Genomic DNA, 26,530 nt, shown 5'->3' with positions numbered 1-26,530 from the left:
AGTAAGGACATCGATTGCCGATCCACCTGTCCCACCGTCCACCCGTCCGTCGCGCTGAAAGGCGCATCCTCGCAGGACTCGCCGTACTCGGCGTCGCCGCTACGGCGGCCTTCGCCACCACCGGCGCCAGTGCCGCTCCACTCGTCGGCAGCGCCTCGCTCGTCGGCGGACTCTCCACCGGGCAGAGCTTCGACGACGGCGATTACGTCGTCACCCTCGTCGAGCCCTCGGCCGCGACGTATCAGGGCACCGACGCCCGCTTCGCGCGCACTGCTCCCCTCGAGGGCTCGCAGCTCCAGGCCGCCTCCGCGCCGGTCGAGGACTACGCGGCGCATCTCGAGCAGCGTCAGCAGGACGTCGCCGCCGCGGTCGACGCGGCCATCGACTACCACTACACGGTGGCGCTCAACGGCTTCTCAGCCACCCTCTCCGGCGACCAGGCTGGCGAGCTGGCGGAGCGCAAGGACGTCGCGCAGGTCCGCAAGGTCGAGAACCTGACGGTCGACCGCGCGGCGCAGACCGCTCCGCTCGCCTCTGCGGCAGGCATCCCCGTCCCTGACACCGGCCAGCAGCGCTCCACCGACTTCCTCGGTCTCGAGGGCGAGAACGGAGCCTGGCAGAAGCTGGGTGGCATCGACGACGCGGGCAAGGGCATCGTGGTCGGCGTGATCGACTCCGGCATCGCGCCCGAGAACCCGTCGTTCGCGGGCCCCGCACTGGCGACGTCTCCGGGAGCGGAGCCCTACACCGACGGCACGACGGTCACCTACGCGAAGTCCGACGGCACCTCGTTCGTCGGCTCCTGCTCGCCGGGACTCCCTGCCTCCGTGCAGTGGGACGGCGACGAGTGCAACCAGAAGCTCATCGGAGCGCGCTGGTTCCTCGGCGACGGCGAGAAGGTCGGCTCGTCCGACAACGCCGAGTACCGTTCCCCGCGCGACGCCGACGGACACGGCTCGCACACCGCGAGCACCGCGGCCGGCAACGCCGGTGTCGAGGCGAGCGTCGACGGCTACGACTACGGACAGATCTCGGGTGTCGCCCCGGCTGCGAAGGTCGCGGCGTACAAGGTCTGCTGGAACGGCACCGAGGCGGGCACCGACGACGACGACTTCTGCTCCGGCTCCGGGATCCTCGCCGCCATCGACGCGGCGGTCAAGGACGGCGTCGACGTGATCAACTTCTCGATCGGCGGCGGCTCGGCCACCTCGACACTCACTCCCATCGACGAGGCCTTCCTCAACGCGGCCTCCGCGGGTGTCTTCGTCGCGGCCTCGGCCGGCAACTCCGGAGCGGGCGCTTCCACTCTCGACCACGCCTCGCCGTGGTACACGACGGTCGCCGCCTCCTCCGTCCCCACCTACACGGCGACCGCCACCCTCGGTGACGGCCAGGCGTTCGTGGGCGGTTCGATCTCGGTCCACGACGACGTCACGGGCCCGCTGGTGAACAGTGCCGACGTGGTCCGCTCGGGCGCCGAGAATCCTGCGATCTGCGAGACCGGCACCCTCGATCCCGCGAAGGTGAAGGGCAAGGTCGTCACCTGCACGGCGGGCGTCACCGCGCGCGTATCGAAGTCGGCCGAGGTCGAGCGGGCAGGCGGCATCGGCATGCTCCTGCTCAACGCGACCCCGAACGCATTGCACGTCGACGACCACTCGGTCCCGAGCATCCAGATCGATTCGCAGGCCTACGACGCGATCACCGCGTACGCGAAGACCTCCGGCGCGCGGGTGACGCTCTCCGAGGGCAACCCGACCGGCGCCGTCATCCCCGTGCCCCAGGTCGCCGGCTTCTCGTCGCGCGGTCCCGCGGAGGCGGACGGTGCCGACGTGCTCAAGCCTGACCTCACGGCACCCGGTGTCGCCATCCTGGCCGACAGCTTCAACGCCGAGGGCGACGACCCCGCCTTCGCGTTCGAGTCGGGCACCTCGATGTCGTCACCGCACGTCGCCGGCCTCGCCGCGCTGATCCTCGGTGCCACGCCGAAGGCCTCTCCGTCGGCGGTCAAGTCGGCCATGATGACCTCCGCCTACGACAGCGTCGACCAGTCGGGAGCGGCCTCCGAGGACGTCTTCGCCCAGGGCGCCGGACACGTCGACCCGACCGCGTTCCTCGACCCCGGGCTGCTCTACGAGAGCGGCACGAGCGACTGGATCGCTTTCCTGAAGGGCGCGGGCTACGTCTTCACCTCGAACCCCGTCATCGACCCCATCGCGGCCATCGACCCGTCGGACCTGAACCAGGCCTCCATCGCCATCGGCGCCCTGGCCGGCACGCAGACGGTGACCCGAACGGTCACCTCGACCGGGCCGGGCACCTACACGGCATCGGTCGACGGGATCGACGGCATCGACACCGTCGTCTCCCCGTCCAGCCTCAGCTTCACCGAGGCGGGGCAAACCGCGGAGTACACGGTCTCGTTCACGACCGGTGACGCCGAGCTGAACGAGTTCGCCACGGGATACCTCACGTGGTCGAGCGCGGAGCACGATGTCCGCAGCCCGATCGCGGTGCGTCCGGTCCTGCTGGACGCCCCCTACGAGGTCTCGGGCTCGGGCACGACAGGCACCGCGTCGGTGACGATCACTCCGGGCGTCGACGGCGCCCTGCCGCTCGCCGCGAGCGGGCTGACCGAGGGTGTCCTCGCCGAGGACGCCACGGCGGCCGACGGCCACTCGGGCACCCTGCCCAAGGGCACCTCCTTCACCACCACGGTGGAGGTGCCCGAGGGCGCAGAGTTCGCCCGCTTCGACCTCGACGCGATCGACGACACGGCCGACCTCGACCTGACCGTCACCAGCGAGAGCACGAAGAAGGTGTACACCTCGGCGACCGGCTCGGCCGACGAGCGCGTCGACATTGCCGCGCCCGCGGCGGGCAGCTACACGGTGGAGGCCGTCATCTACTCTGTCGGCCCCGGCACGTCGGCGACGACCTTCGACCTGCGCAGCTTCGTCGTCACTCCGGAGGAGCGTCTCGGTTCGCTGAGCACCGACCCGCAGATCGTCGACGCTGTTCAGGGTGAGCCGACGGCCTACACCGTCTCGTGGTCGAACCTGGCCGGGCCTGCCCAGTACCTGGGGCGCGTCACCTACGGTGAGTCGGGTCCGGCGACGCTCGTGAGCATCGACGTCGCCGACGCGGTCACGCCAACCCCGGCACCGACCGCGACTCCGGAGCCCACGGCGGCCCCGGAGCCGACCGGGAATCCGGAGCCGACGGCGACGCCCACGGCGGGCCCCCCGGCCGGGCCGGGGTCACCGACCGGTCCTGGAGCGCCCGTCGCCGGCGCCGGCGGTCTCCCCTCGACGGGCTTCGACGGCGGTCTCCTCGGAGCCGTCGCCCTCGCCCTCCTCGGTGCGGGCGCCGTGATCACGGGCCTGCGACGCCGCGCTCTGGCGAGCCGTGAGGCAGGTGCTGCGGAGTAGTCTTCCGCGAGCACCGCGAACGGCCGTCCCGCTCGCTCCTGTCGGAGCAGCGGGGCGGCCGTTCGACGTCGCCCCTCGCCAGGGCGACGTGCCGATCGGGCGGCCGATCCGCGTGTCGTGCGCCGCCCGGGCGAGCGGAGGAGGGCCGAGCCCCCGCCGGCAGCGTGTCGTCGGCGATGCTCTGGCACGGGCGACCGGGACCTCCGGAGGGGCGCGGCCGCTCAGCGGGTCAGAGTGAGCGGCGCCCCGCGACGACTCCCGAGATCACGGCGAGCACACCGAAGACCAGCGCCACGATCGGCTGGCCGAGGTCGAGCCAGGCCAGAGCTGCCGCCCCCATCAGCAGCAGCTCGATCAGCGACCGACCGTAGACGTCGATCGCGAGCACTGCGCGCGGAGAGAGGAACAGAGCCCAGACGAGCGCCGCCAGCACCGGAGCGCCCAGGCCGACGACGATGTTCCAGGGAAGACTCCACGAGGCGAAGCCCCAGACGGTGAAGGTGACCAGGGCGACGAGTTCCAGGAGGAAGCGGAGGACCGCGTTCGGTCCGATCGCAATCGGGGTGGTCGCGTCGTCCGCTCCTGCTCGATTCACGCCGACCATGCTAGCCGTCGCCTGGTCACCGGAAGATGATCGTGCGGGCACCGTCGAGCAGCACCCGATCCTCGGCGAACCACTTGACCGCCTGGGTGAGCGTGCGGCTCTCCTCGTCCTGGCCGATCGCGACCAACTGCGCGACCGAGTGCGAGTGGTCCACCCGCACGACGTTCTGCTCGATGATGGGGCCCTCGTCGAGGTCGCTCGTGACGAAGTGCGCGGTCGCTCCGATCAGCTTCACCCCGCGGGCGTGCGCCTGCTTATAGGGGTTCGCGCCCTTGAAGCCCGGCAGGAACGAGTGGTGGATGTTGATCGCGCGCCCCGCGAGGCGTGCGCACAGCTCGGGTGAGAGGATCTGCATGTAGCGGGCGAGGACCACCAGCTCGATGTCGTGCTCCTCCACCACCTCGATCACGCGCTCCTCGAAGGCGCGCTTCGACTCCGGAGAGACCACAGAGCGCGACTCGAACGGCACGCCGTAGAACTCGGCGAGATCGCGCAGTGTGCCGTGGTTCGAGAGGATCAGCGGGACATCCACCGCGAGCTGGCCTGCGCGCTGGCGGAAGAGCAGGTCGTTGACGCAGTGCGCCGCAGTGGAGGCGAGCACGAGGGTGCGCAGCGGGCGGCCCACGACGTCCAGGCGCCAGGTCATCCCGTAGTGCTCGGTGATCGGCAGCAGTGCCGCAGCGAACTCCTCCCGCGTGATCGGCGACTCGACCTGCAGTCGCATGAAGAATCGGCCGGTGTCGGCGCTCGAGAACTGCTGGCTCTCGGTGATGTTGCCGCGCGCCTGGACGACCGCGCCGGAGACGGCGTGCACGATCCCGGGGAGGTCGGGGCAGGCGAAGGTCAGCGTCCAGTGGTTGCCGGCCGCGCGCTCGCCCGACCAGGCGGCGTCGGCGCCCGCGCGGGCGGGGCGGGCGGTGGAGGGCACGGTCGCGTCGGGCTGCATCCGCTCAGGATATCGGTGGCGGAGGGGGTGTCCGGGCCGGTCAGCCGACGGTGATCGTGGACTCGGCGACCGGGCCCACGCGGCCGTCCGGCGAGGTGTAGCGCACACCGAGCGAGTGGGCGCCGGGGCCGAGGGGGACGGACGCGCTGGTGATGGGGGCCCCGCTGTCATCCGTCAGTACGGTCCCGCCGTCGACAAGGATCTCGATCCCCGCGGCGCCGCCGTCCGTCAGCACGAGCACCGAGACGTCCCCGGCTGGCGCCGACGAGGGAGCGAGCAGGCTCGGTGCGCGCAGCTCGGCCTCGACGGGGGTGCTGGCCGTGCCGGCGCGTGCCACCACCGAGGTCGTGCCGACCGGCAGAGGGAGGGCTCGAGCGCTCCAGGTGCCGTCCGCCTCGGCGGTCGCGGTGGCGTAGCGGCGTCCGGTCTCGGCGTCCTCGAGGAGAACCGTGGAGCCCGGGGTCGCGGTGCCGCTGGCGTCCGGAAGCAGGCGGCCGTCGGTGTCGAGAATGAGCGTCGTCGGCTCGTTCTGCGGCGGGGCAGGCGGTGTGGTCGGGGGGACCGGAACCGGTGGAGTCGTCGGCGGCGCGGGAGTAGGGGTGGGTGCGGTCGGCCCGGGGGTCGGTGTCGGAGTCGGGGCGGCGGTGGGTGCGGGCGCCTGGGGGGTCGGCGTCGGTCCGGTCGGTCGGGGAGTCGTCGGCGTCGGCGTCGCAGCCGGTCCGGAGGGTGTGGGTGTGGGCTTCGGGGTCGTGGGCTTCGGCGTGGTGGGCTTCGGTGTCGTCTGAGCCGGGGGCGCGGTCGGAGCAGGCGTCGGAGTCGCCGCGGGAGGCTGCGTCGTGGGGCGCGGACCTGTCGGCACCGCGGGAGGGCGCGAGCTCGGCCGCGGCGACGGGACCGGGGTGGTGTCCGGCGCGATCGGCACGGCGCCCGGCGCGGAATCCGCACCGGTACCGGAGGACCCACCGTCGGGTCCCGAGGGAGCGGGAGGCAGGGGAGGGAGGGCGCTTGTCGGAGGCAGGGCGCTCGCGGCGAAGGGCGCGGACACCGAGGTGCCGCCTCCCGACCGCTGCTGCTCGGAGGACCCCGCCGTGGAGGGGCCCGCGGCGGACGACGGCGCGTTGCTCCGGCCGCCCGCCTCCGCAGCTGCCGTCTCCTTCGACGCGGCCCCGGCTGGATCCGTGGTCTGCGGTGCGCTCACCGACGTCGCGTCGGTCGACGGTGCATCGGCTCCGGGCTCAGGCTCGGGATCGAGTTCCTCGGCGTCCGGACCGACCGTGCCCGCCTCCTCCGTCACCGCGACCGAGACCTGCGGCGTGGTCGGCAGCAGTGCCGCGACTCCGACCACCGCGACGAGGACGAGCCCCGCCGCGACGGCCGCCGTCGCCACCGCCCCGGCACCGACTCCGGCGCCAGCGCTCGCTCCGGCGCCTGCGCCCGGGTTCGCGCGAGCTCCGTGCGATCCTCCCCGGCCCGGAGGAGCGCTCGCGGTAGCGGCCGATGCCGGCTCCGCGCTCCCGCCGGCCCACGCGGCCGCGCCGCCCAGGCCCGCGGCCAGCGGCAGCAGAACGGTGGCGAGCCTCCGCCCGGCGCTCTCGGCCTCGGCGAGGGCGTCCTCGCACGAGGTGCAGTCCATCAGGTGGGCGTTCAGACGCAGGCGGTCACGGGCAGGAAGGCGCCCGCGGGTGTGTGCTCCCGCTCGTTCGAGCACCCACTCGCACTCGCCGCTCGCCGCGGAATCGACCACGTGCTCACGGATCCACGCGACGCGCAGGCCCTCCCTGGCCCGGAGGCTCAGCGCGGCGACGCCGTTCGGCCGCAGTCCGAGCAGCGGGGCGGCCTGGGCGGGGGAGAGCCCCTCGACCTCCGTGTACCAGAGCACCTCCTGCCAGCGAGCGGGCAGCGCCTTGAACGCGCGCGCGCCGAGGTCGCGCTCGAGTGCGGCGAGGGCCTGCTCCTCGGGGTCCGGCCCCTCTGCGGCGAGCTCGCGGTCGCCGTCGTCCAGGGGGCGCTCGTGCTGCCCACGACGGGCCCACGAGGTGGCGACGTTGCGGATCGACGTGAAGAAGTAGGGGCGGAATGCACCCTCGGGCCCGCCGCCTCGCTCGACGGCGCCGAGAACGCGGAGGAACGCCTCCGAGACCAGGTCGTCGGGGTCGGCGCTGCTCGACCACGCGCGCGCGACAGTGCGGCCCGCGGCGGCGTGCCGCCGCCAGAGTTCGGCTGTCGCCGCCGTGCGGCCCTCTCGGACCAGGGTGAGCAGCTCAGCGTCATTCGCGTCGTCGATGGAGGCGCCCACCCGCCGCAACCCAGCCATGCCGCTCCCTCCCGAGCCTCACGGTGAACCCCCCCGAGCGATCCTCGCACAGAGATGAGCCGCGGTCGGACTACGCGCAGCCGATCGCGCCACTCGTGGCCCTTGCTAGAGTGACTCCGCCGCGACTGGCGTTCGGATGGGTGACCATCAGGGAGCGGCACCTCCTCCGTGGCGTTGCCGCGGACACTTTTCCCGCCGCACGCCTGGGCTGGAACGGATACCGTAGATCGGGTCGCCCGACCGAGCCGTGTCGCCTCGCCGCGACCCGCCGGGCCCCTTCCGTTTCCCAGCCAAGGAGCGTCCGTGTCCTCTTCCCCCGCCTCCGCCCGCCCGGGCCTCTCCGCCTCGTTCGACGAGCCCGTCTCGGTCGTCGATCCCGAGATCGCCGCCGTCCTCCAGCAGGAGCTCGACCGCCAGCGCGGCTACCTCGAGATGATCGCGAGCGAGAACTTCGTGCCGCGTGCCGTTCTCGAGTCGCAGGGCTCGGTCCTGACCAACAAGTACGCCGAGGGTTACCCCGGTCGCCGGTACTACGGCGGCTGCGAGTTCGTCGATGTCGCCGAGCAGCTGGCGATCGACCGGGCGAAGGCCCTCTTCGGCGCCGAGTTCGCCAACGTGCAGCCCCACTCGGGGGCGACGGCCAACGCGGCGGCGCTCGCCGCACTGGTCCAGCCCGGCGACACCATCCTCGGCCTCGAGCTGGCGCACGGCGGGCACCTCACGCACGGGATGAAGCTGAACTTCTCGGGCAAGCTCTACACCGCCACCGCCTACGGCGTCGACCCGCAGACCTTCCGCATCGACATGGACGTCGTCCGCGAGAAGGCCCTCGAGGTCCGTCCGCAGGTGCTCATCGCCGGCTGGTCGGCCTACCCTCGCCACCTGGACTTCGAAGCGTTCCGCGCCATCGCGGACGAGGTCGGCGCGAAGCTCTGGGTCGACATGGCCCACTTCGCAGGCCTCGTGGCCGCGGGACTGCACCCGTCGCCGGTGCCGCACGCCGACGTCGTCACCTCCACCGTGCACAAGACGCTCGCCGGGCCCCGCTCCGGTCTCATCCTCGCCAAGCAGGAGTACGCCAAGAAGCTCAACTCGGCCGTGTTCCCCGGCCAGCAGGGCGGACCGCTCATGCACGTCATCGCCGCGAAGGCGACCGCGTTCAAGCTCGCAGGTGAGGCCGAGTTCGCCGACCGACAGGCCCGCACCATCCGCGGCGCGCAGATCCTCGCCGAGCGCCTCACGGCCGCTGACGCGAAGGCCGAGGGCATCGACGTGCTCACCGGAGGGACGGACGTGCACCTGGTGCTCGCCGATCTGCGCAACTCGCCGCTCGACGGACAGCAGGCCGAGGACCGACTCCACGAGGTCGGCATCACCGTCAACCGCAATGCCGTCCCGTTCGACCCGCGGCCTCCGATGGTCACCTCCGGCCTGCGCATCGGCACGCCGGCTCTGGCCACGCGGGGGTTCGACGACACGGAGTTCACCGAGGTCGCCGACGTCATCGCCGAGGCCCTCAAGCCCTCGGCCGATCTGGAGGCGCTGCGCACCCGCGTCGCCCGCCTCACCGACGACTTCCCCCTCTACCCCGGCCTGTAACAGCACCACCCGCGCGGCGGAGGGGGCGACCCGCTCCGCCGCGCCCTGAACGAGGAGCCTCCAGATGACGGCACAGGTACTCGACGGAGTCGCCACAGCGGCGTCGGTCAAGGCCGAGATCGCCGTGCGCGTGACCGCACTGCGTGAGCAGGGCGTCGTGCCCGGCCTCGGCACGCTGCTGGTCGGCGACGACCCGGCCTCACGCTCCTACGTCGCGGGCAAGCACCGCGACTGCGCCGAGGTCGGCATCGAGTCGATCCGGGTCGACCTGCCGGCGACGGCATCGGCAGACGACATCCGGGCGGCGATCCGCGGGCTCAATGAGTCGGAGGCGGTGACCGGCTACATCATCCAGCTCCCCTTGCCCCGGGGCATCGACGAGAACGCGATGCTTGAGCTGATGGATCCCGCCAAGGATGCCGACGGGCTGCACCCGACCAACCTCGGTCGTCTCGTGCTCGGTGTCGAGGGGGAGCTCGACAGTCCGCTGCCGTGCACGCCCAACGGCATCGTCGAGATGCTGCAGCGCCACGACATCCCGACCTCCGGCAAGCACGTCGTCGTCGTCGGCCGGGGTCTCACCGTCGGCCGCCCGCTCGGGCTCCTGCTCACCCGCAAGGGCCTCGATGCGACCGTCACTCTCACCCACTCGCGCACCGCCGATCTCGCCGCGGAGGTCCGCCGCGCCGACATCGTGGTCGCGGCCGTCGGCGTCCCCGGTCTGATCGCCGCCGACTGGGTGAAGCCCGGTGCGGCCGTGCTCGACGTGGGCATCACCCGGGTCGAGAACGCCGACTCCGGCCGTGCGAAGCTCACCGGTGACGTCGCTCCCGGTGTGGCCGAGGTCGCCGGCTGGCTCTCGCCCGTCCCCGGGGGAGTCGGTCCGATGACCCGCGCGATGCTCATCCACAATGTGGTGACGGCGGCGGAGCGCGCGCTGCGCTGACGGCGGCCGGGAGACTCCCAGGCGCGCCCGCGTAGCGTGGTCCGGCGCTCTCGCGTCCCCCACCTCCGTCGGACACGTCCTCGGAGCGCGCAACGCCCCACGAGGAGAAACCATGCTCACCGTCACCGCCTACGCAGCCCCGTCCGCGACCGAGCCGCTCGTCCCCACCACGATCGAGCGCCGTGACGTCGGACCGCACGACGTCCTGATCGAGATCGTCTACTCCGGCATCTGCCACTCCGACATCCACACCGTGCGCGGCGACTGGGGTCCGGTGCAGTACCCCCTCACCGTCGGCCACGAGATCGTCGGCGTCGTCGCCGAGGTCGGCTCCGAGGTCAGCAAGCACTCCGTCGGCGACCGCGTCGGCGTCGGCTGCATGGTCAACTCGTGCCGCGAGTGCGAGAACTGCCTGGCCGGCGAGGAGCAGTACTGCCTCAAGGGCAACATCGGCACCTACGCTTCCGTCGATCGCGACGGCACCGTCACCCAGGGCGGCTACTCCACGCACGTCGTGGTCGTCGAGGACTTCGTCCTCCGCGTCCCTGAGTCGATCCCCTTCGAGGCTGCGGCACCGCTGCTCTGTGCGGGCATCACCACCTACTCGCCGCTGTCGCACTGGGAGGCGGGCCCCGGCAAGCGGGTCGCCGTCGTCGGCCTCGGCGGGCTCGGCCACATGGCGGTCAAGTTCGCGCACGCGATGGGAGCCGAGGTCACGGTGCTCTCGCAGACGCTGAGCAAGAAGGAGGACGGTCTCCGCCTGGGAGCCGACCACTACTACGCGACCCGCGACGAGGCGACGTTCACCGAGCTCGCGAGCAGCTTCGACCTCATCGTCAACACGGTGAGCGCGCCGCTCGACCTCGACGCCTACCTCGGCCTCCTGCGGCGCAACGGCACGATGGTGAATGTCGGTGCGCCGGCCGAGGCTCTGCCGCTGCACGTCTTCACGCTGTTCGGCGGACGCCGCTCCTTCGCCGGGTCCGGCATCGGCGGTATCCGCGAGACCCAGGAGATGCTCGATTTCTGTGCCGAGAAGGGCATCGCGAGCGAAGTCGAGGTGGTGTCCGCGTCGCAGATCAACGAGGCGTACGAGCGCGTGCTCGCGTCGGACGTGCGCTACCGCTTCGTGATCGACGCGTCGACCTTCGAGAGCTGAGCCGCGTCGGGGAGCCCGGCTCCGCGATGTGAGCCACCGGAGTCCTCGCCGATCCCTCTCCACACGGCGGCATTCGCGCCGCATCGACGACCGCGGCGCGCGGCGTCGCGGTCGGGCAGGTCGCCGGTGTTCCTCCAACGGTGGCCGCCGCTCGTGCTGATGAGCGGCGGCCACCCCGTCGGCACCGTGCGGCTCGGGGAGGCCGGTGGCCGGGTCTCCCCGGGCTCGACGGCTGCGGAGAGCCGCGACCGGGAAGGCCGCCCGCGCAGTCGTGTCCGTGGGCCATCCGCATCCGCTGCCGACCGTGGTGGACACGGCCTGTGCCGTCGGCGATCGGAGCGCGCGGCCTCCGGGGTGGTGATCAGAGCACGCGGCCGGCACCGTCGGCGGCGGTGACGAGGAACAGCTCGGGCGTCGCGAAGCCCTTCTCTGCGAAGGCGGCGAGGACCGCCGCGCGGACCTCCTCCTCCTTCTCGACAGGCGTCAGCGCGATCGCGGAGCCTCCGAAGCCACCGCCGGTCATCCGCGCGCCGAGAGCACCAGCGCTGCGCGAGGCCTCCACGGCGGTGTCGAGTTCGGGGACCGAGATCTCGAAGTCGTCACGGAGGGAGGCGTGTCCTGCGTCGAGCAGTCCGCCGATCGAGCGGGGGCCGTGCTCGCGGAGGGTACGCACGGTCTCGAGCACGCGCGCGTCCTCGGTGACGACGTGCTTCACGCGGCGGAAGGTCACCTCGTCGAGGAGCTCCTCGGCCCGGGGCAGGTCGTCGGTCGAGAGCTCCCGGAGCGAGTCGACTCCGAGAGTGGAGGCTCCGAGCTCGCAGGAGGTTCGGCGTTCGGCGTACCCGCCGGTGGCGTGGGCGTGCTCGACTCGGGTGTCGATCACGAGCATGACCAGCCCCGCCTCTTCGAAGCCGAGGGGGATCACCTCGGTGTCCAGGCTGCGGCAGTCGAGGAACACCGCGGCGTCGCGCTCGCCGAAGAGGGAGGCCGACTCGTCCATGATCCCGGTCGGGGCGCCCACGGCGACGTTCTCGGCGCGTCGGCCGACCCTGGCCAGGGTCGCGCGGTCGAGGCCGAGACTCCAGAGTTCGTCGAGGGCGACCGCCATCGCGCACATCAGCGCGGCCGAGCTCGAGAGTCCGGCACCGACCGGCACATCCGAGTCCACGAACGCATCGAAGCCCGAGCGCACGCCGAGGTCGACGCCGTGCTCCGTGAGTGCCCAGACGACGCCGAGGGGGTACGCCGACCACCCTGACAGCGTCCCTGGGACGAGTCCGTCGAGTGAGACCTCGACGACCTCGGTGGCGAACGCGCTGCTGATGCGGATCGTGCGGTCCTCACGCGGAGCCACGGCGATGGCCGTGGCGCGGTCGATCGCGAACGGGAAGACGAAGCCGTCGTTGTAATCGGTGTGCTCGCCGATGAGGTTCACTCTGCCCGGGCCGGCCCAGACCCCTGCGGCCGTGCGGCCGTACACGCGTGCGAAGCCCGACGACGCCCGCTCGGCGACGGCGGTCGGGAGGGCTGGAGTGGCGGTCATCGGTTCTCCTCGACGATCTCGGCGGCAGTCGTGGCGGGTGTCGTGGCGCCGTCGGGCAGGACGCTGCCCGAGTGGTCGCTGCTCGGGAGGGCGGCGCCGGGGAGTCGCGGCGCCTCCGCTGGCAGGGTGACCGCGTCGGCCCGTTCGATCGCCGCGCGCAGGGCGGCGGCGGTCGTCTCGGGAGCGATGTCGCCGATCCAGGCGCCCATCGCGGCCTCGCTGCCCGCCAAATACTTGAGCTTCGTCTCGGCTCGCCGCGGCGACGTGATCTGCAGCATCAGCCTCACCTCGTCGCGGCGCTCGTGCACCGGCGCCTGGTGCCACGCGGCGATGTAGGGGGTGGGGCTGTCGTAGAGCGCGTCGACGCCCCGGAGCAGGCGCTGGTACAGGCGCGCGAGCTCGTCGCGCTCCTCCGGCGTGGTCTCGGCCAGGTCCGGGATGTGGCGGTGCGGCAGGAGATGGACCTCGACCGGCCAGCGCGCGGCGAACGGCACGAACGCCGTGAAGTGCTCCCCGCGGATCAACACACGCTCGCCCGCCTGCTCGAACGCCAGGACGTCGGCGAACATCGAGGGGCCGTAGGCGTCAAGCGAGGCCAGGAGCCGAGTCGTGCGGGGCGTGACGTACGGATAGGAGTAGATCTGCCCGTGCGGGTGGTGCAGCGTGACGCCGATCGCCTCGCCGCGGTTCTCGAACGGGAACACCTGCTGCACGCCGGGGAGCGCCGAGAGGGCGCCCACCCGGTCGGCCCACGCCTCCACCACGGTGCGGGCTCGCGATGCGCTCAGCGTCGCGAAGGAACCCTCGTGCTCGGGGCTGAAGCAGACGACCTCGCAGCGCCCGACGCTCGTCAGCGTGCGGCCGAGGCCGAGCGTGCGCAGGTCGTCGAGGGAGGCGGGCGCGTCCGCATCCTCGAGGAGCGGCCCGAAGGAGGGGGAGCGGTTCTCGAAGACTGCGACATCGTAGGGGCTGGGCACCTCTGACGGGTTGGTGGGGGAGGCGGGGGCGAGCGGATCGAGCTCGGCCGGAGGCAGGAACACCCGGTTCTGCCGCGAGGCGGCGATCGACACCCATTCACCGGTGAGGACGTCCTGGCGCATCCGGGCCGTGGCGGGCCGCGGATCGAGGGCTCGGGCGTCGACGGCGCGCTCCGGGGGGAGCGCCGTGTCGGCGTCGTCGAAGTAGAGGAGTTCGCGGCCGTCGGCCAGCGTGTGCGGGCGCTTGACGACGCCGGCGGAGAGGGGGATCGCTTCGTTCATGACAGGGGCCAGACTAGAACGTGATCTTCGAAAAGGAAAGTCTGCTTGCGCTTTGACAAGCAGCGCTCGGCGCGGCACGATGGAGCGATGAGGAACGACGGCGAGCCCGAGGCGCACTCCGCGCTCGAGCGCCGCGTACGGATGAGGCTCCTCGCCGAGCGCTCGGGTTTCGTCGCGGTCACCGATCTCGCCGACCACCTCGGAGTCTCCGCGGTCACGGTGCGCTCCGACCTCGCCGTGCTCGCGAGCGAGGGAGCACTCCAACGGGTGCGCGGCGGAGCGATCCCCACCGCGGTGCGCTCCGTCGAGCGCTCGCTCGAGGAGGGCCTGAGCGCAGCCTCCGACGAGAAGGCCGCGATCGGCCGCGCGGCTGCCGCCTCGGTCACGTCCGGCCAGAGCGTCATCCTCGATGTCGGCACCACTCCGCTCGCCATCGCGCACGCCCTCGTCGAGCGAGAGGAACTGCGCGATATCACGGTGATCACCAACGGCCTCTCGACCGCTTTCGCGCTCGAGCCCGCGATCCCGCGCTTCAGCGTGATCGTCACGGGAGGCACGCTCCGCCCGCTGCAGCACTCGCTGGTCGAGCCTCTCGCCTCCGAGATGCTCGAGCGGCTGCGGGCCGATGTCGCCTTCATCGGCTGCACCGGCGTCCACTCCGAGGCAGGCGTCACCAATGTCAACCTCCCCGAGGCCGCCCTGAAGCGGCGGATGCTGCACGCCGCAGCACGAAGGATCGTCGTCGCCGACTCCTCCAAGCTCGGCGTCGTCGACCTCGGGAGGGTCGCGGCCGCGGAGGAGTTCGACCGTCTGCTCACCGGGGCAGCCGCCGCGGATGAGATCGTGGCCGGCCTCGAAGAGGCGGGCCTGGCCGTCACCCGCTGCAGCGCTCTGCGCGATCGCGTCAGTCCGTAGGATTCAGGAATGGCCGACTTCACCCCCGCTCCCGCCACCGGGCGCCAGTTCTCCCTCGACCTCACCGCCGAGGGCAGGACGCTCCACGCCGTCGTGACGGAGGTGGCAGCAGCGCTGCGCCACCTCTCCGTCGACGGCGTCGAGATCACCGCGTCCTACCCCGCGAGCGTTGTCCCGCCGTTCGGGTCGGGCATCGTGCTGATGCCCTGGCCGAACCGCGTCAAGGACGGCCGCTGGCACCATCGCGGCCAGACCCTCCAGCTCGCGATCACCGAGCCCAAGTACCACAACGCCATCCATGGCCTCCTGGTCAGCACGCCCTACCGGCTCGTCGACCAGGGCCCCGCGTTCGTCGAACTCGCCGCGCCGGTGGTCCCGCAGGCCGGCTACCCGTTCCACCTCGAGACGACTGTCCGCTACGAACTGCAGGCGGACGGCCTGACGGTCGTGCACCACGTCGTCAACGTCGGAGCCGACGAGGCGCCGGTCGCGATCGGCACCCATCCCTTCCTCGCCATCGGCGACGTCCCCACCGACGAGCTCGAGATCACCGTCGACGCCGCCGTGCACATCGAGGTCGACGACCGCCTCAACCCCACGGTCCAGAGCCCGGTCGAGGGCACCGAGTGGGACCTGCGCGGGGGGCGCCGTGTCGGCGAGCTCGAACTCGACGACGCATGGGCCGACGTCCGCATCGTCGACGGCGAGAGTGTGCACGGACTCCGCGCGGAGGACGGGCGTCGTGTGCTGCTCTGGGCCGACGCCTCCCACAACTTCGTCCAGGTCTTCATCACCCGGATCTTCCCCGACGGCGACGACGTCACCACGGCGATCGCGGTCGAGCCGATGACCGCTCCGGCCGAGGCCTTGAACACCGGCCAGGGCCTGCGCTGGCTCGAGCCGGGTGAGGAGTGGACCGTGGCCTGGGGCATCCGCCACGAGGGGTTCCCCGTCTCGTCATGACCGCCCCTGCCGCCGTCGGGCGCGACGACGAGGCCAAGCGCGCCGCCCTCGTCCGGATGAAGCGGCTCGCCACGGGCCTCCTGGTCGCGATGGCCGTCGTCTTCGCATTCTCCTTCGCTCTGCAGGACCGCTACCCCTGGCTCCAATGGGTGCGTGCGGCGAGCGAGGGCGGGATGGTCGGAGCGCTCGCCGACTGGTTCGCGGTGACGGCGCTGTTCCGCAGGCCGCTGGGCCTGCCCATCCCGCACACCGCGATCATCCCCACCAAGAAGGACGAGATCGGAGCGAGCCTTGCGCAGTTCGTCGAGGAGAACTTCCTCCGCGGCGCGATCGTCCGCGAGAAGCTCGACTCCTTCGGCATCGCCCGACGCGCGGGGCTCTGGCTTGCCGAGCCCGAGAACGCCCGTCGCGTCGGCGGCGAGAGCGCCGCGGCCGTCCGTTCGGCGATCGCCCTGCTCGACGATTCCGATGTGCAGAGGGTCATCGAGGCGCTCGCGCGACGCCACCTCCTCGATCCGCAGTGGGGGCCGCCGCTGGGCTCCCTCGTCGGCAGCGTGGTCGACGCCGGCCACCACCGGCGCCTGGTCGACACCCTGGTCGAGCAGGCGGAGGCGTGGCTCGCCGCGAATCCGCAGAGCTTCACCAGGATGGTCAGCGGGCGCCTGCCGAGCTGGCTGCCCTCGGCGGTCAGCCGCGCTGTCGACGAGCGGCTCTACCGCGAGGCACTCGTGTTCGTCGCCGCCGTGCGCGTCGATCAGGAGCACCCGTTCCGCCTCGCGATCGACGGCTATCTCGCCACCCTCGCACAGGATCTCGGCACGGACCCCGATCTGATCGCCCGGGTCGAGGAGATCAAGAACCGCGCCTTCGACAGCCCGCGGGTGCGCGAGCTGGCCGGCGACGCCTGGGAGGCGACGAAGGCCTCGCTCCTGGGCGCGATGGACGATCCCGCCAGCCCGCTCCGTGGGAGCATCGAGTCGATCGTCGTCGACCTCGGCAGGCGCCTCTCGACCGATGCGGGCCTCGCCTCGACCGTCGACTCCTGGATCGGCTCGGTCGCCGCCAACCTCGTGGACCGCTACCGCACCGACATCGCCAGCATCATCGGCGACACGATCCACCGTTGGGACCCGCGAGAGACCTCCGAGAAGCTCGAGCTCCAGGTCGGCAAGGACCTCCAGTTCATCCGGATCAACGGCACGGTGGTCGGATCGCTGGCGGGTCTGGTGATCTTCACCGTCGCGCACGCTCTGCTCGGCTCGTGAGGCGGGTCGCGGGGCGCCGCTCCGCAAGCCCTCGCCGATGTCGGTGGTCGGGCGTAGCGTCGCAGCATGAGCGATGACAACACGACCGATCCCGACGTCAAGACCGAGGGCGATGTCCTCGGCGCCCGTGCCGATGACGGCAGCGACACCAGCGCCAGCAAGGACCCGTCCGACTGGGTCACCGGCGACGAGCCGATGACCGGCCCGCAGCGCAGCTACCTCGACACGCTCGCCCGCGAGGCTGGCGAGACCCTCCCGGCCGATCTCACCAAGGCGCAGGCCTCCGAGCACATCGACCGCCTGCAGTCCTCCACCGGTCGCGGCGACGGCAGCAACGGGCACGACTGAGCCCGTCCCTCGTCCGCGGCCCAGAGCGGCTGAGCATCAGTTCCGGTGCTCGCCCCCTTCCGGGGCGCGCGCCGCAGCGTTCGTCTGCCTAGGGTTCGGTCATGGCGATCTCGCGCACGGTCTACACCGCCCTCGACCTCATCGAGGCCGTCCGGGTCCCGGGCCGGATCAACCCCCGGCTGGCCCGTCAGGTGACCCTCTCCCTCCGCCAGCTCCTCGAAGCCGGTGCCCTCGGCCCCAGCGAGCGCCTGATGCGCCGTCGCGCGCGGAGGTTCCGCTTCCGCTCCCGCGACGCCGTCGCCTTCCGCTCCTCCCGCACCGCCCGCGTCGCGCCAACGAGCATCGACCTGCCGCCGGTCTCCATCCGACGCTGAACGCCATCCGTCGGGGGTGATCGGCGCTGGGACAGACATCGGCCGTCCAGCCGTCTAGAGTTCGAGACATCAGGTCCGCCGGATGCCCGTCACTCCGACTCCCGGCCGGTCGACAACGGCGTCGTCCCGGTGCGGGTCCTGCGCCCGTCCGCCCACACTGCGCCCGTCGCTCGGCGCTGCTCCTGTAGTCGAGAAGGAGGTCCCGATGTCGACCCGGCTCCGGCACACCGCCACCACCGTCCGCCTGGTCCGCTGGTACCGGATCGATTCGGACTGGCTCTCCGAGGTGGTCGCCGGGCGCCTCCTCGAGCATCAGGCCGGCCGCTGGCGCCTGATCGTCGGCGGCAGCGTCCGCGACTACCCCGACGCGGACTGGTCGCTCTGCCACGAGTGACCCCGCCCATCGCGCGCGCCGCGGCGGAGCGGCCGACGCTGGGGCCTCATCCCTCTGTACGGTGATCCCGGGAACGCTGGCGGGGCGCGTGCGTCAGACCCGTGCAGGGAGCCGTCGACCCGGGACCCGCGGCGGTGACCAGGACGGAGTGGATCGTGGACGACGACCAGGAGTTGGAGCTGCCCGGCGGAGGCACGACGAGGGTGGTCCGCGTCGGGGATACCGTGCGACGCCCCTTTCGCGCGTGGAGTCCCGCGGTTCACCGCCTCCTCGAGACGGTGTCCGCCCGTGGCTTCGGCGGCGCCCCGGTGCCGCTCGGCATCGACGGTCACGGAAGGGAGATCCTCTCGTTCCTCCCGGGAGAGGTCGGGAACTACCCGCTCTCGGCCGAGATGCGGAGCCGCACGGCGCTCGTGAGCGCCGCGCAACTGCTGCGGCGCTACCACGATGCGACCGTGGACCTCGCCGCCGATCGCACCACCGGCTTCCGCCTCGAACCGTTGGAGCCGGTCGAGGTCGTCTGCCACAGCGACTTCGCTCCGTACAACGTCGTCTTCCGAGGCGGGACCGCCGTCGCTGTGATCGACTTCGACTATGCGCGACCGGGTCCGAGGGCCTGGGACCTGGCGTACGCGCTGTACCGGTTCGCCCCGCTGTCCGTCGCGTTCGGCGCAGAGGACGAGTTCTCGGCCCTGGGGTCGCAGGTGCGCCGCCTTCGAGCGTTCCTGGACGCCTACGGCTGCGATCGGCGTGAGCGGCGCGCGGCGCTTGACCTGGTCGTCCCGCGGCTGCGGGCGCTGATCGCCCTGATGACCGGGGCGGCGGCCGACGGAGACGAGAACTTCGCGCGCCATATCGAGGACGGCCATGTCGGCATCTACGTCCGGGACATCGCGTACATCCGCGAGAACGAACGCGTGTGGCTCGGTGCGGTGGGCTAACGGTGTGCGGCTTGGAAGCGCAGCTCCTCACCGCCGCCGAGCGCAACGGATGGGACATCGTCGGCTGGTACGAGGACGACGGCGTGTCCGGCAAGACCACCGACCGCCCCGGCCTCCAGTCAGCCCTCGCTACCCTCCGCTCTCGGAAGGCGCGGGTGGCGGACGGACTCGTCGCCGCCAAGCTCGACCGGGTGTCGCGGTCGGTGGGCGACTTCGGAGACCTGCTCGACCTGTCACACCGGCAACGGTGGGCCATCGCCGTCCTGGACTTCGACCTCGACACCAGCACCGCGACGGGTCGGCTGATCGCGGGCATGGTCGTGCAGATTGCCCAGTGGGAGAGGGAGATGATCGGCGAGCGGACCAAGGCCGCTCTCGCTGTGAAGCGCGCCGAGGGTGTCCAGCTCGGGAAGCCTTCGACCATCCCCTCCGACGTCTGCGCGCTCATCCTTCACCGCAAGGCCGCAGGGCTCAGCCTCAACGCCATCGCCCGCAGCCTCGACGCGGACGGCGTCCCCACTCCCAGCGGCACCGGCCAGTGGCGACACGCAGTTGTCGGCCGCGTCGTGGACCGCGCCGACCGGGCGGAGGCCGTCTGATCGCGAACGTTCGACAGGTGCAGCGGAAGACCGGCGCTGCCTACGAGGTGCGTTGGCGCGACGGCAACGGGTCCTTCAAGCAACGCACCTTCTCTGCGAAGCGTGAGGCGGAGCGGTTCGGTATGACGGCGGAGTCCGAGCTGGAGCGCGGGGCCAGCACCGAGCCTCTGGTGAAGAACTCGAAGACGGTGGCAGAGGTGGTCGCTGCATCCTTGGCGGCGAGCAAGCCGGAGCTGAAGCCGCGCACGTACCGGTCGGCCGAGCTGCTGTACTCGGGCCGGGTGCTGCCGCTCTTCGGCAAGCGACGCATCGCCACACTGACCCGTGCGGAGGTGCAGGCGTTGGTGGGGGAGTTGCACGCGGAGGGGCTGGCGCCGATGACGGTGCACCACTGCTACGTCGCGCTGCGCAAGGTGTGCAAGCACGCCCTCCATGATCGGCTGATCTCGTTCAACCCCTGTGACGGCGTCAAGTTGCCGAAGAACCACAACGCAGGCCAATTCACGCCGAGCTTCCTCACCGCCGCGCAGGTTGAGGCGCTTGCCGCGCAGCTGTCCAAGGCGGCGCCCTACGACCTGCTGGTGCGTTTCGCCGCATATACCGGGCTGCGGGCTGGAGAGCTCGCGGGGCTCCGAGTCCAGGACGTCGACCTGGCCCGGGGCCACGTGCAGGTGCGCCAGACTATGCAGCACGTTGCCGGGGAGTGGATGGCCGGCACGCCCAAGTCCAAGCGTTCGACCCGCGACGTCCCACTCATGCACAGTGGGCTCATCCGCGACCTCCGCCGGTACCTCCTCCAACACCCGCACTCGGGCAACCCGGCGGCGTTGTTCTGGCCGGGCCGAGCGGTCGGCGGGAAGCACTCGCTCGACTACTCGCGGGTGATGGACAATGCGAGCTTCCGCCGGAACTACTTCCGCCCGGCGCTCGCTGCCGCGAAGCTCCCGGACATGCGCGTCCACGACCTCCGCCATACCGCTGCGTCGCTCTGGCTGGCCGCCGGGTTCCAGCCCTACGAGGTGAGCCGGTGGCTCGGGCACTCGAACGTGACCACGACGGACACGATCTACGCGCACCTTTACGCCACCGACTACACCTCGCACGTCGCGAAGTTCGACGCCTTCGTGGTCAAGAGTGCGGTCTAAGCGCAGCATGCGACACGGGTAGCGGAACAACGAGGTGTGGGTAGAGTTCGGGCATGAGCAGCGATGAAGGTCAGCCGTCCGATTCGGATACAACGCCAGCGCACGCGTTGCCAGATCCCATCGCGCGAGTGATGCCAGAGAACGAACGCGAACTCGCAGATGTGCTCGCGACCGCACTTTCGGCAGAGCACAACGCCCTTCCCTACCTGTTCGTCGGTAGCGGCGTGTCGCGGCGATACCTCGGTTTGCCCGATTGGGAGGGACTGCTTCGGCTTTTCGCTGAGGACGTCGGTGAGAATTTCAACTATCACCTGGCCTCGGCGGATGGTGACTACCCGAAGGCTGCGTCTTCGGTGGCGGCAGCTTTTCATCCGCACTGGTGGAAGGAAGCCAAGTACGCCGACCAGGTCGACGCTCATCAAGACGAAGCGAAGCTTCACAAGGACGGAGCGATCAAGGTTGCGATTGCTCAATACGTAATCGATCACCAGGATCTAATTTCTGGTCGACCGGGAGTGGATGATGCAGCGTTGGCTGCAGAAGTTGAACTACTTCAGGATGTCGTCGTTGATGGCGTGATTACCACAAATTACGACTCCCTCACAGACCAACTTTTCCCAGGTTTCACCGCCTATGTAGGGCAAGAAGAATTGATGTTTAGCGATGCTCAGTTCATCGCGGAAACATATAAGATTCATGGCAGTGCAACTCGACCGCAGTCACTCATCCTTACAGCCGACGACTATCAAGAATTCTCAGATCGAAACCACTACCTTGCCGCGAAGCTGCTGACTATATTCGCGGAGCACCCGGTGATCTTCGTGGGGTACAGCCTGAATGACCTTTATCTGGGTGAGATTCTCGGGAATATTGCCACCGCGGTCGGGCCAGAGAGGCTAGCAGCCCTCGGTTCCCGTATTTACTTTGTCGAATGGAACAACGACTCCAGCTTTGTTCCGACGATCGAGACCGCCAATCTCGAGCGTGGCGGACATCGACTGCCAATCACTAGGCTTGAAACTCACTCGTTTTCATGGATCTGGACAGCTCTACGACAGCTCGAGCGACCATTTCCCGCTGGGGTGCTTCGCGAACTACGCAAGCATGTGTTCGATCTTGTGACCCATCCGGACCCAGGCGATAGCCGAGAAATTGTACGAGCCATACCTATAGATGCGGAGGATGCAGCTGGAGTTCGAGTAGTCTTCGGTGTTGGTCATTTTTCCGAAAAAGATCTTGAAGACCTTTCAAGCATCAGTGCTCGATCGTTGACTCGAAGTGATCTCGAAAGGGATGTTCTCGGCATAAGGGAGAGAATGCTAGATGCGGAGAGTGTTCTCACTTACGGTATCCCAGACCAAATTCGCCCATCTTCCACATCGATCCTCCCTGTACATAAGTATTTGTTTGAGGCCGGGCGGATGGCAAGCGTGGACGGGCCAGTCAATTACGGCGGTCTCTCGCCGGTGGTGCAACAGTTGGCCGAGCGGCCTTTGAACGTCGCGGAGGAACGCTTCCAGCGCGAGATGCAGGGTAGATACGCCACCCCACGTGCCGTGATGGACTCGGGTTTCACGCTATATTTCAGACTGGAATGTCTTGTTCTCTTGGAAGAAGAAGGGCTCGACCTAGACGAGTTTCGAGATGTTCTGATCGAGTTTTACGGCTCCGAGCACTTCGCAAAGCATGTGTCTTACTTTCGCAAGGCCCTTTCTCGTTACGACCGTTTGCGGGCGCGAGCAAATCTTTTCTCGTCCACTGCTGGCGACGCTTGAATCAGATGGCTGCCGTCGGAAGGCTGCAAACCATTTCCCTCAGTTCAGAACTGTGTTCTCGCGAAGATGGCCCATAACCTCGTGCCGACGCGTGGACAGCAAGCATCTCGTGCAGAGCTCGAGTGAACTTGCATGCCTCCCGGGCTCAGCGGGACGTGTCGAGGGGTTCTGGCGGGGTTTGTGCCGTCGGGAGTTGAGGCCAGGGCCACTACTTCCGCGCCGTTCCTGGTGGGCCCCGTCGGGCTCGAACCGACGACCCGCGGATTAAAAGTCCGCTGCTCTGCCAACTGAGCTAGAGGCCCGCGCGCTCCAGGGTAGCGCCCCGCCCGCCGCCCGCCGGGCATACGCGTGCAGGCGCGCGCGTTACCCTCCTCGAACCCCCATCGATGCGCGAGCGCACGACCGCGGAAGGCGGCCCCATGACAGACGGCTTCCACAAGCCGACCAAGTTCCCCTCCCACGTCTTCGAGGCGTTCCAGGGAGGAGAGGACCCGGCGCAGATCACCCGGGTCGCGCACGAGACCGCGATCGCCCTCCTCAGCCGGGTCCGCGACGACCCCGATCCGGTGGTCATCGATCGGCTGGTCGCGTACACCGACCACCACGGCATCGACGCGCTCGCGGAGCTGTGGGCTCGCTCGAGCGCCACCAGCCTCCCCGGCGCGCTCTGGCGGCTCTACCTGCTCCGGCTGGTCATCCGGCAGGACCCGGACAGCACGAGCTTCCTGTATCAGCGTGGAGTCGAGCTCTCGGCCACGATCGATCCGGTGGTCGCCGGTGCAGGCGCGCCGACCGGCCCGGCTGAGGTCACCGAGCTCGCCGATCGGATCCTGCGCGGCGTCTTCGACGGCGACTTCGCGGTCGCGCTCGACAGGGCGGCCGCGTTCTGCCGGGTGAGCGCCTCCGGAGCCGCCTCGGTGGCCGACGACGTCGAGCTGGTCGACGCCGACCGGGCGAGCGAGCTGACCACCCGAGCCCTCCGCCTGTCGACCACGGCGGCCGAGCTCGTGAGCTGCGCGCGGCTCTGGCGCAGCGACTCGCTCGAGTAGGGACACGCAACCCGCGTTCACCGAACGCGAACGCCGCTCGCGGTGACGGGGGAGCCCTTTGTTACACTCGACGAGGCCGGACCGCAGTAACCCCGGGCTCCACTTATAGCCGCTTCGAGCGGCCTCGCGCCGAGAGGCGTTCCTGCGGTCCGGCCCCTTCTCTGCTCGCATCTTTGCACCGGTGCGCGGGGCGAGGGCCCCAGGAGGAGTCGATCCTCGCCAGAGTCCCCACAGACAGGCGCACCGGAATGAAGAACATCAGAGCGTTCCGGATCGCGGCGCGCGTGTGGGCCGGCGCGGGCCTGATCGTCGTCGCTGTCCTCTACCTCCTCGCCGCGGGCAGCGTCGACTCGGCCGCGGGGGCGCAGTTCGCCGCGGGGATGACCGTGGCACAGGGAGCCGTCCTGCGCGTCTTGGCCGTCCTCGACATCATCGCCGGAGCATGGGTGCTGATCCGTCCCCGCAGCTACCCGGGCCTCACCGCGGCGGCCGTCGCCGTGATCGCTCTCTGGCTGGCGCCCCGGCTCGGTGCACCCGCGCTCGTCGACCTCGGATCCTTCGCGCTGGATGTGCGATTCGTGACGCATCCGATCGAGGTGTCGGTCGTCGTCGCGGGCCTCGCCGTGACAGCCTTCTGGATGACGCGAAATCTTTCTGCCCGGGCGCGGGCGAGGCGGGGTTCATGACCGACGACACCACAGCGGATGCCGCAGCGCTGCTCGGGCGCATCGCCCAGGGCGAGCAGGCCGCCTTCTCTGAGCTGTACGACCAGATGGCCGGACGAGTGCTCGGGCTGATCACCCGCGTTCTCGTCGACCGATCGCAGTCAGAGGAAGTGGCGCAGGAAGTATTCCTCGAGATCTGGCAAACCGCCGGACGCTTCGCTCCGAATAAAGGAAGCGCGACGACCTGGATCCTCACGATGGCACACCGCAGGGCTATCGACAGGGTCCGCGCGGCCCAAGCGGGTCGCGACAGGGACATGCGCATCGGTATACGAGACCTGGGTCGCGACTACGACCAGGTCTCCGAGCAGGCGGAGGTGTCCCTCGAGCACGAGAAGGTCGCGGCCGCCATGGGCCGCTTGACGGAGCTGCAGCGGCAGGCGCTGCAGTTGGCCTACTACGGCGGTTACTCGCACAGCGAGATCGCGGGGATCCTGCAGTGTCCCGTGGGTACCGTCAAGACGCGCCTGCGTGACGGAATGATCAGACTTCGAGAAGAGATGGGGGTGGCCCTGTGAACGATGTGCGACTCCCCAACGGGATGGACGACCCGCGAGACCTCGCAGCGGGGCACGCGCTGGGCATCCTGACGCCCGACGAGCAGGCGCGGTATGCGCGCTTCCTCACCGAGCATCCTGAGGCGCGCAGCGAGGCCGATGCGTTCACGGAGGTGGCGGAGGCGCTCGTCGCCGATGCGCCGGTCGTGATGCCCTCGCCGGCGGTGAAAGCCGACCTGATGGCGCTCATCGCCACCACTCCGCAGCTGCCGCTGACTGAGCCGGAGGAGGAGCACGGTACACCCGGCGCCGCTCCTCTCGACTCGCCCGCGATGCAGACGAGCCCGGTGGCGCGCGACAGACGCGGCAGCGCCGAGAACCGCGCGCAGAGCCGGTGGTTCACCCGACCGGCGGTCTACCTGTCCGCGGCAGCGGCCGCTGCGGTGCTCGTAGTCGGTGGGGTGACCCTCCCGCCGCTGCTCTCGCCTGATGCACGCCAGACCCAGCAGCAGACGGCGCTCGAGCAGATCCGCAGCGCTCCCGACGCACAAGAGACCGCGGGCACGGTCGCGACGGGGGAGTCCGCCACCCTGGTCTGGTCGAACTCGCTCGGCCGCTCCGCCCTCGTGGTGGACGATCTGTCGCCGCTCCCGGCCGACAAGACCTACGAGCTCTGGTACATCGGCTCGTCGGGTCCGGTCGCGGCCGGAACGTTCGACGGCGGGGACGGCAGCACCGTCGCACCGCTCGAGGGCACCCTCGCCGAGGGCGCCGTGGTCGCCGTGACGGTCGAGGAGGCCGGCGGATCGCCGACTCCGACGACCGAGCCGATACTGGCCATCGCGACGGCCTGAGCCGTCCGGACACGACGAGAAGAGCCGCATCCCCTCAGCGGGAGGTGCGGCTCTTCTCGTTCCCGGGGCCGGCGACTCAGCCGAAGCGGCCGGAGACGTAGTCCTCGGTCGCCTGGACCGACGGGCGCGAGAACATCGTCGCGGTGTCGTCGTACTCGATGAGCTTGCCCGGCTTGCCGGTGCCCGCGATGTTGAAGAAGGCCGTGCGGTCGGAGACGCGCGAGGCCTGCTGCATGTTGTGGGTCACGATCACGATCGTGTAGTCGTTCTTGAGCTCCTCGATCAGGTCCTCGATGGCGAGGGTCGAGATCGGGTCGAGTGCCGAGCACGGCTCGTCCATCAGCAGCACGTCGGGAGAGACGGCGATCGCGCGCGCGATGCACAAGCGCTGCTGCTGCCCGCCTGACAGACCGGAGCCGGGCTTGTCGAGGCGGTCCTTGACCTCGTTCCAGAGGTTCGCACCCTGGAGCGAGCGCTCGACGAGCGCCTCCGCGTCCGACTTCGAGATCCGGCGGTTGTTGAGCTTGACCCCGGCGAGGACGTTGTCGCGGATCGACATCGTCGGGAACGGGTTGGGGCGCTGGAACACCATGCCCACCTGGCGGCGGACCTGCACGGGGTCGACGCCGGGCGCGTAGAGGTTGTTGCCGTCGATCAGCACCTCGCCCTGCACGTGCGCGCCGGGGATGACCTCGTGCATGCGGTTCAGGGTCCGCAGGAAGGTCGACTTGCCGCAGCCGGAGGGGCCGATGAAAGCGGTGACGGTGCGGGGTTCGATGGCGAGAGAGACGCCCTCCACGGCGAGGAACTGGCTGTAGTAGACGTTGAGGTCGTTGACCTCGATGCGCTTGGACATTGCTTCCTTCGGGGAGTTCGGCCGGAGCC

At 70.2% G+C, this 26,530-nt stretch carries 24 protein-coding genes, 1 tRNA gene and 1 riboswitch; of the genes, 18 read left to right on the top strand and 7 right to left on the bottom strand.

The window, feature by feature from the left end:
* Positions 1–14: 14 nt before the first annotated feature.
* Positions 15–3,431 (top strand): S8 family serine peptidase, encoded by a 3,417-nt coding sequence (locus tag GSU10_RS11595; RefSeq protein ID WP_132504922.1) that lies wholly within the window; start codon positions 15–17, stop codon positions 3,429–3,431.
* Positions 3,432–3,660: 229 nt separating this feature from the next.
* Here GSU10_RS11595 and GSU10_RS11590 read toward each other — a convergent pair whose 3' ends face one another.
* The 3 genes from GSU10_RS11590 to GSU10_RS11580 are packed head-to-tail and all read right to left on the bottom strand — an operon-like array spanning position 3,661 to position 7,295.
* Entirely contained in the window at positions 3,661–4,026 is a 366-nt protein-coding gene (locus tag GSU10_RS11590; protein WP_068213615.1) for a YrdB family protein, read from the bottom strand.
* Positions 4,027–4,051: 25 nt separating this feature from the next.
* Positions 4,052–4,981: a formyltetrahydrofolate deformylase gene (purU, locus tag GSU10_RS11585; RefSeq protein WP_082845312.1), complete on the bottom strand. Its 930-nt coding sequence runs from the start codon at positions 4,979–4,981 to the stop codon at positions 4,052–4,054.
* Positions 4,982–5,021: 40 nt separating this feature from the next.
* Positions 5,022–7,295 (bottom strand): sigma-70 family RNA polymerase sigma factor, encoded by a 2,274-nt coding sequence (locus tag GSU10_RS11580; protein ID WP_132504920.1) that lies wholly within the window; start codon positions 7,293–7,295, stop codon positions 5,022–5,024.
* A 111-nt stretch (positions 7,296–7,406) separates the two neighbouring features.
* Positions 7,407–7,511, top strand: a riboswitch (ZMP/ZTP riboswitch).
* A gap of 87 nt (positions 7,512–7,598) precedes the next feature.
* On the opposite strand from GSU10_RS11580, the gene glyA reads away from it, so the two are divergent.
* From glyA to GSU10_RS11565, 3 genes are all read left to right on the top strand, one after another.
* On the top strand, positions 7,599–8,894 hold the full coding sequence (glyA, locus tag GSU10_RS11575) for a serine hydroxymethyltransferase (protein ID WP_068210845.1): 1,296 nt from the start codon (positions 7,599–7,601) through the stop codon (positions 8,892–8,894).
* 64 nt (positions 8,895–8,958) lie between these two features.
* Positions 8,959–9,840 carry a bifunctional methylenetetrahydrofolate dehydrogenase/methenyltetrahydrofolate cyclohydrolase gene (locus tag GSU10_RS11570; RefSeq protein WP_068210842.1) on the top strand — a complete coding sequence of 294 codons (882 nt, stop codon included), beginning with the start codon at positions 8,959–8,961 and terminating at the stop codon, positions 9,838–9,840.
* A 112-nt stretch (positions 9,841–9,952) separates the two neighbouring features.
* Positions 9,953–10,999 (top strand): NAD(P)-dependent alcohol dehydrogenase, encoded by a 1,047-nt coding sequence (locus tag GSU10_RS11565; protein WP_132504918.1) that lies wholly within the window; start codon positions 9,953–9,955, stop codon positions 10,997–10,999.
* Between the two features lie 361 nt (positions 11,000–11,360).
* Here GSU10_RS11565 and galK read toward each other — a convergent pair whose 3' ends face one another.
* Positions 11,361–12,542, bottom strand: a complete 1,182-nt coding sequence (gene galK / locus GSU10_RS11560) for a galactokinase (RefSeq protein ID WP_132504916.1) — start codon at positions 12,540–12,542, stop codon at positions 11,361–11,363.
* Positions 12,539–13,801, bottom strand: coding sequence for a galactose-1-phosphate uridylyltransferase (galT, locus tag GSU10_RS11555; RefSeq protein ID WP_132504914.1), 1,263 nt, complete (start codon positions 13,799–13,801; stop codon positions 12,539–12,541). Before galT ends, galK begins: the two co-directional genes overlap by 4 nt.
* Before the next feature lie 87 nt (positions 13,802–13,888).
* Here galT and GSU10_RS11550 point away from each other — a divergent pair, with 87 nt between their 5' ends.
* From GSU10_RS11550 to GSU10_RS11505, 10 genes are all read left to right on the top strand, one after another.
* Positions 13,889–14,716, top strand: a complete 828-nt coding sequence (locus tag GSU10_RS11550) for a DeoR/GlpR family DNA-binding transcription regulator (protein ID WP_068210839.1) — start codon at positions 13,889–13,891, stop codon at positions 14,714–14,716.
* Positions 14,717–14,725: 9 nt separating this feature from the next.
* Positions 14,726–15,679 (top strand): aldose 1-epimerase family protein, encoded by a 954-nt coding sequence (locus GSU10_RS11545; RefSeq protein WP_068210835.1) that lies wholly within the window; start codon positions 14,726–14,728, stop codon positions 15,677–15,679.
* A complete protein-coding gene (locus tag GSU10_RS11540) occupies positions 15,676–16,944 on the top strand; it encodes a DUF445 domain-containing protein (RefSeq protein ID WP_068210832.1) in 1,269 nt (422 codons plus the stop codon). The genes GSU10_RS11545 and GSU10_RS11540 overlap by 4 nt, the downstream gene beginning before the upstream one ends.
* Positions 16,945–17,010: 66 nt before the next feature.
* A complete protein-coding gene (locus tag GSU10_RS11535; RefSeq protein ID WP_104224714.1) occupies positions 17,011–17,292 on the top strand; it encodes a DUF3072 domain-containing protein in 282 nt (93 codons plus the stop codon).
* A 101-nt stretch (positions 17,293–17,393) separates the two neighbouring features.
* A complete protein-coding gene (locus GSU10_RS11530; RefSeq protein ID WP_068210830.1) occupies positions 17,394–17,666 on the top strand; it encodes a hypothetical protein in 273 nt (90 codons plus the stop codon).
* A gap of 205 nt (positions 17,667–17,871) precedes the next feature.
* Entirely contained in the window at positions 17,872–18,060 is a 189-nt protein-coding gene (locus tag GSU10_RS11525) for a hypothetical protein (protein WP_068210827.1), read from the top strand.
* Positions 18,061–18,215: 155 nt separating this feature from the next.
* Positions 18,216–19,001, top strand: a complete 786-nt coding sequence (locus GSU10_RS11520; RefSeq protein WP_199220854.1) for an aminoglycoside phosphotransferase family protein — start codon at positions 18,216–18,218, stop codon at positions 18,999–19,001.
* Positions 19,002–19,012: 11 nt separating this feature from the next.
* Positions 19,013–19,600, top strand: a complete 588-nt coding sequence (locus GSU10_RS11515) for a recombinase family protein (RefSeq protein ID WP_158286104.1) — start codon at positions 19,013–19,015, stop codon at positions 19,598–19,600.
* Between the two features lie 17 nt (positions 19,601–19,617).
* The gene (locus GSU10_RS11510) at positions 19,618–20,745 is read left to right on the top strand and encodes a tyrosine-type recombinase/integrase (RefSeq protein WP_068210821.1); all 1,128 of its coding nucleotides are present in this window, start codon (positions 19,618–19,620) and stop codon (positions 20,743–20,745) included.
* 53 nt (positions 20,746–20,798) lie between these two features.
* Positions 20,799–22,520: an SIR2 family protein gene (locus GSU10_RS11505; protein ID WP_082845117.1), complete on the top strand. Its 1,722-nt coding sequence runs from the start codon at positions 20,799–20,801 to the stop codon at positions 22,518–22,520.
* Between the two features lie 226 nt (positions 22,521–22,746).
* Here the strand turns inward: GSU10_RS11505 and GSU10_RS11500 are convergent.
* Positions 22,747–22,822 (bottom strand) — tRNA-Lys (locus tag GSU10_RS11500).
* Between the two features lie 117 nt (positions 22,823–22,939).
* Here GSU10_RS11500 and GSU10_RS11495 point away from each other — a divergent pair.
* The 4 genes from GSU10_RS11495 to GSU10_RS11480 all read left to right on the top strand — a co-directional run bounded on the left by GSU10_RS11495 (position 22,940) and on the right by GSU10_RS11480 (position 25,645).
* The gene (locus tag GSU10_RS11495) at positions 22,940–23,569 is read left to right on the top strand and encodes a DNA-directed RNA polymerase subunit beta (RefSeq protein WP_068210848.1); all 630 of its coding nucleotides are present in this window, start codon (positions 22,940–22,942) and stop codon (positions 23,567–23,569) included.
* A 248-nt stretch (positions 23,570–23,817) separates the two neighbouring features.
* Positions 23,818–24,255 (top strand): hypothetical protein, encoded by a 438-nt coding sequence (locus GSU10_RS11490; protein ID WP_068210819.1) that lies wholly within the window; start codon positions 23,818–23,820, stop codon positions 24,253–24,255.
* Entirely contained in the window at positions 24,252–24,812 is a 561-nt protein-coding gene (sigK, locus tag GSU10_RS11485; protein ID WP_068210816.1) for an ECF RNA polymerase sigma factor SigK, read from the top strand. The genes GSU10_RS11490 and sigK overlap by 4 nt, the downstream gene beginning before the upstream one ends.
* A complete protein-coding gene (locus GSU10_RS11480; RefSeq protein WP_132504912.1) occupies positions 24,809–25,645 on the top strand; it encodes an anti-sigma factor in 837 nt (278 codons plus the stop codon). Before sigK ends, GSU10_RS11480 begins: the two co-directional genes overlap by 4 nt.
* A gap of 76 nt (positions 25,646–25,721) precedes the next feature.
* Here the strand turns inward: GSU10_RS11480 and pstB are convergent, their stop codons facing one another.
* Positions 25,722–26,501, bottom strand: a complete 780-nt coding sequence (gene pstB / locus GSU10_RS11475) for a phosphate ABC transporter ATP-binding protein PstB (RefSeq protein ID WP_068210810.1) — start codon at positions 26,499–26,501, stop codon at positions 25,722–25,724.
* Positions 26,502–26,530: the final 29 nt, after the last annotated feature.

The organism is Rathayibacter tanaceti (assembly GCF_009834165.1).
GTDB classification, from domain to species: Bacteria; Actinomycetota; Actinomycetes; order Actinomycetales; family Microbacteriaceae; genus Rathayibacter; species Rathayibacter tanaceti.
This window is presented reverse-complemented; position numbering and strand designations above follow the sequence as displayed.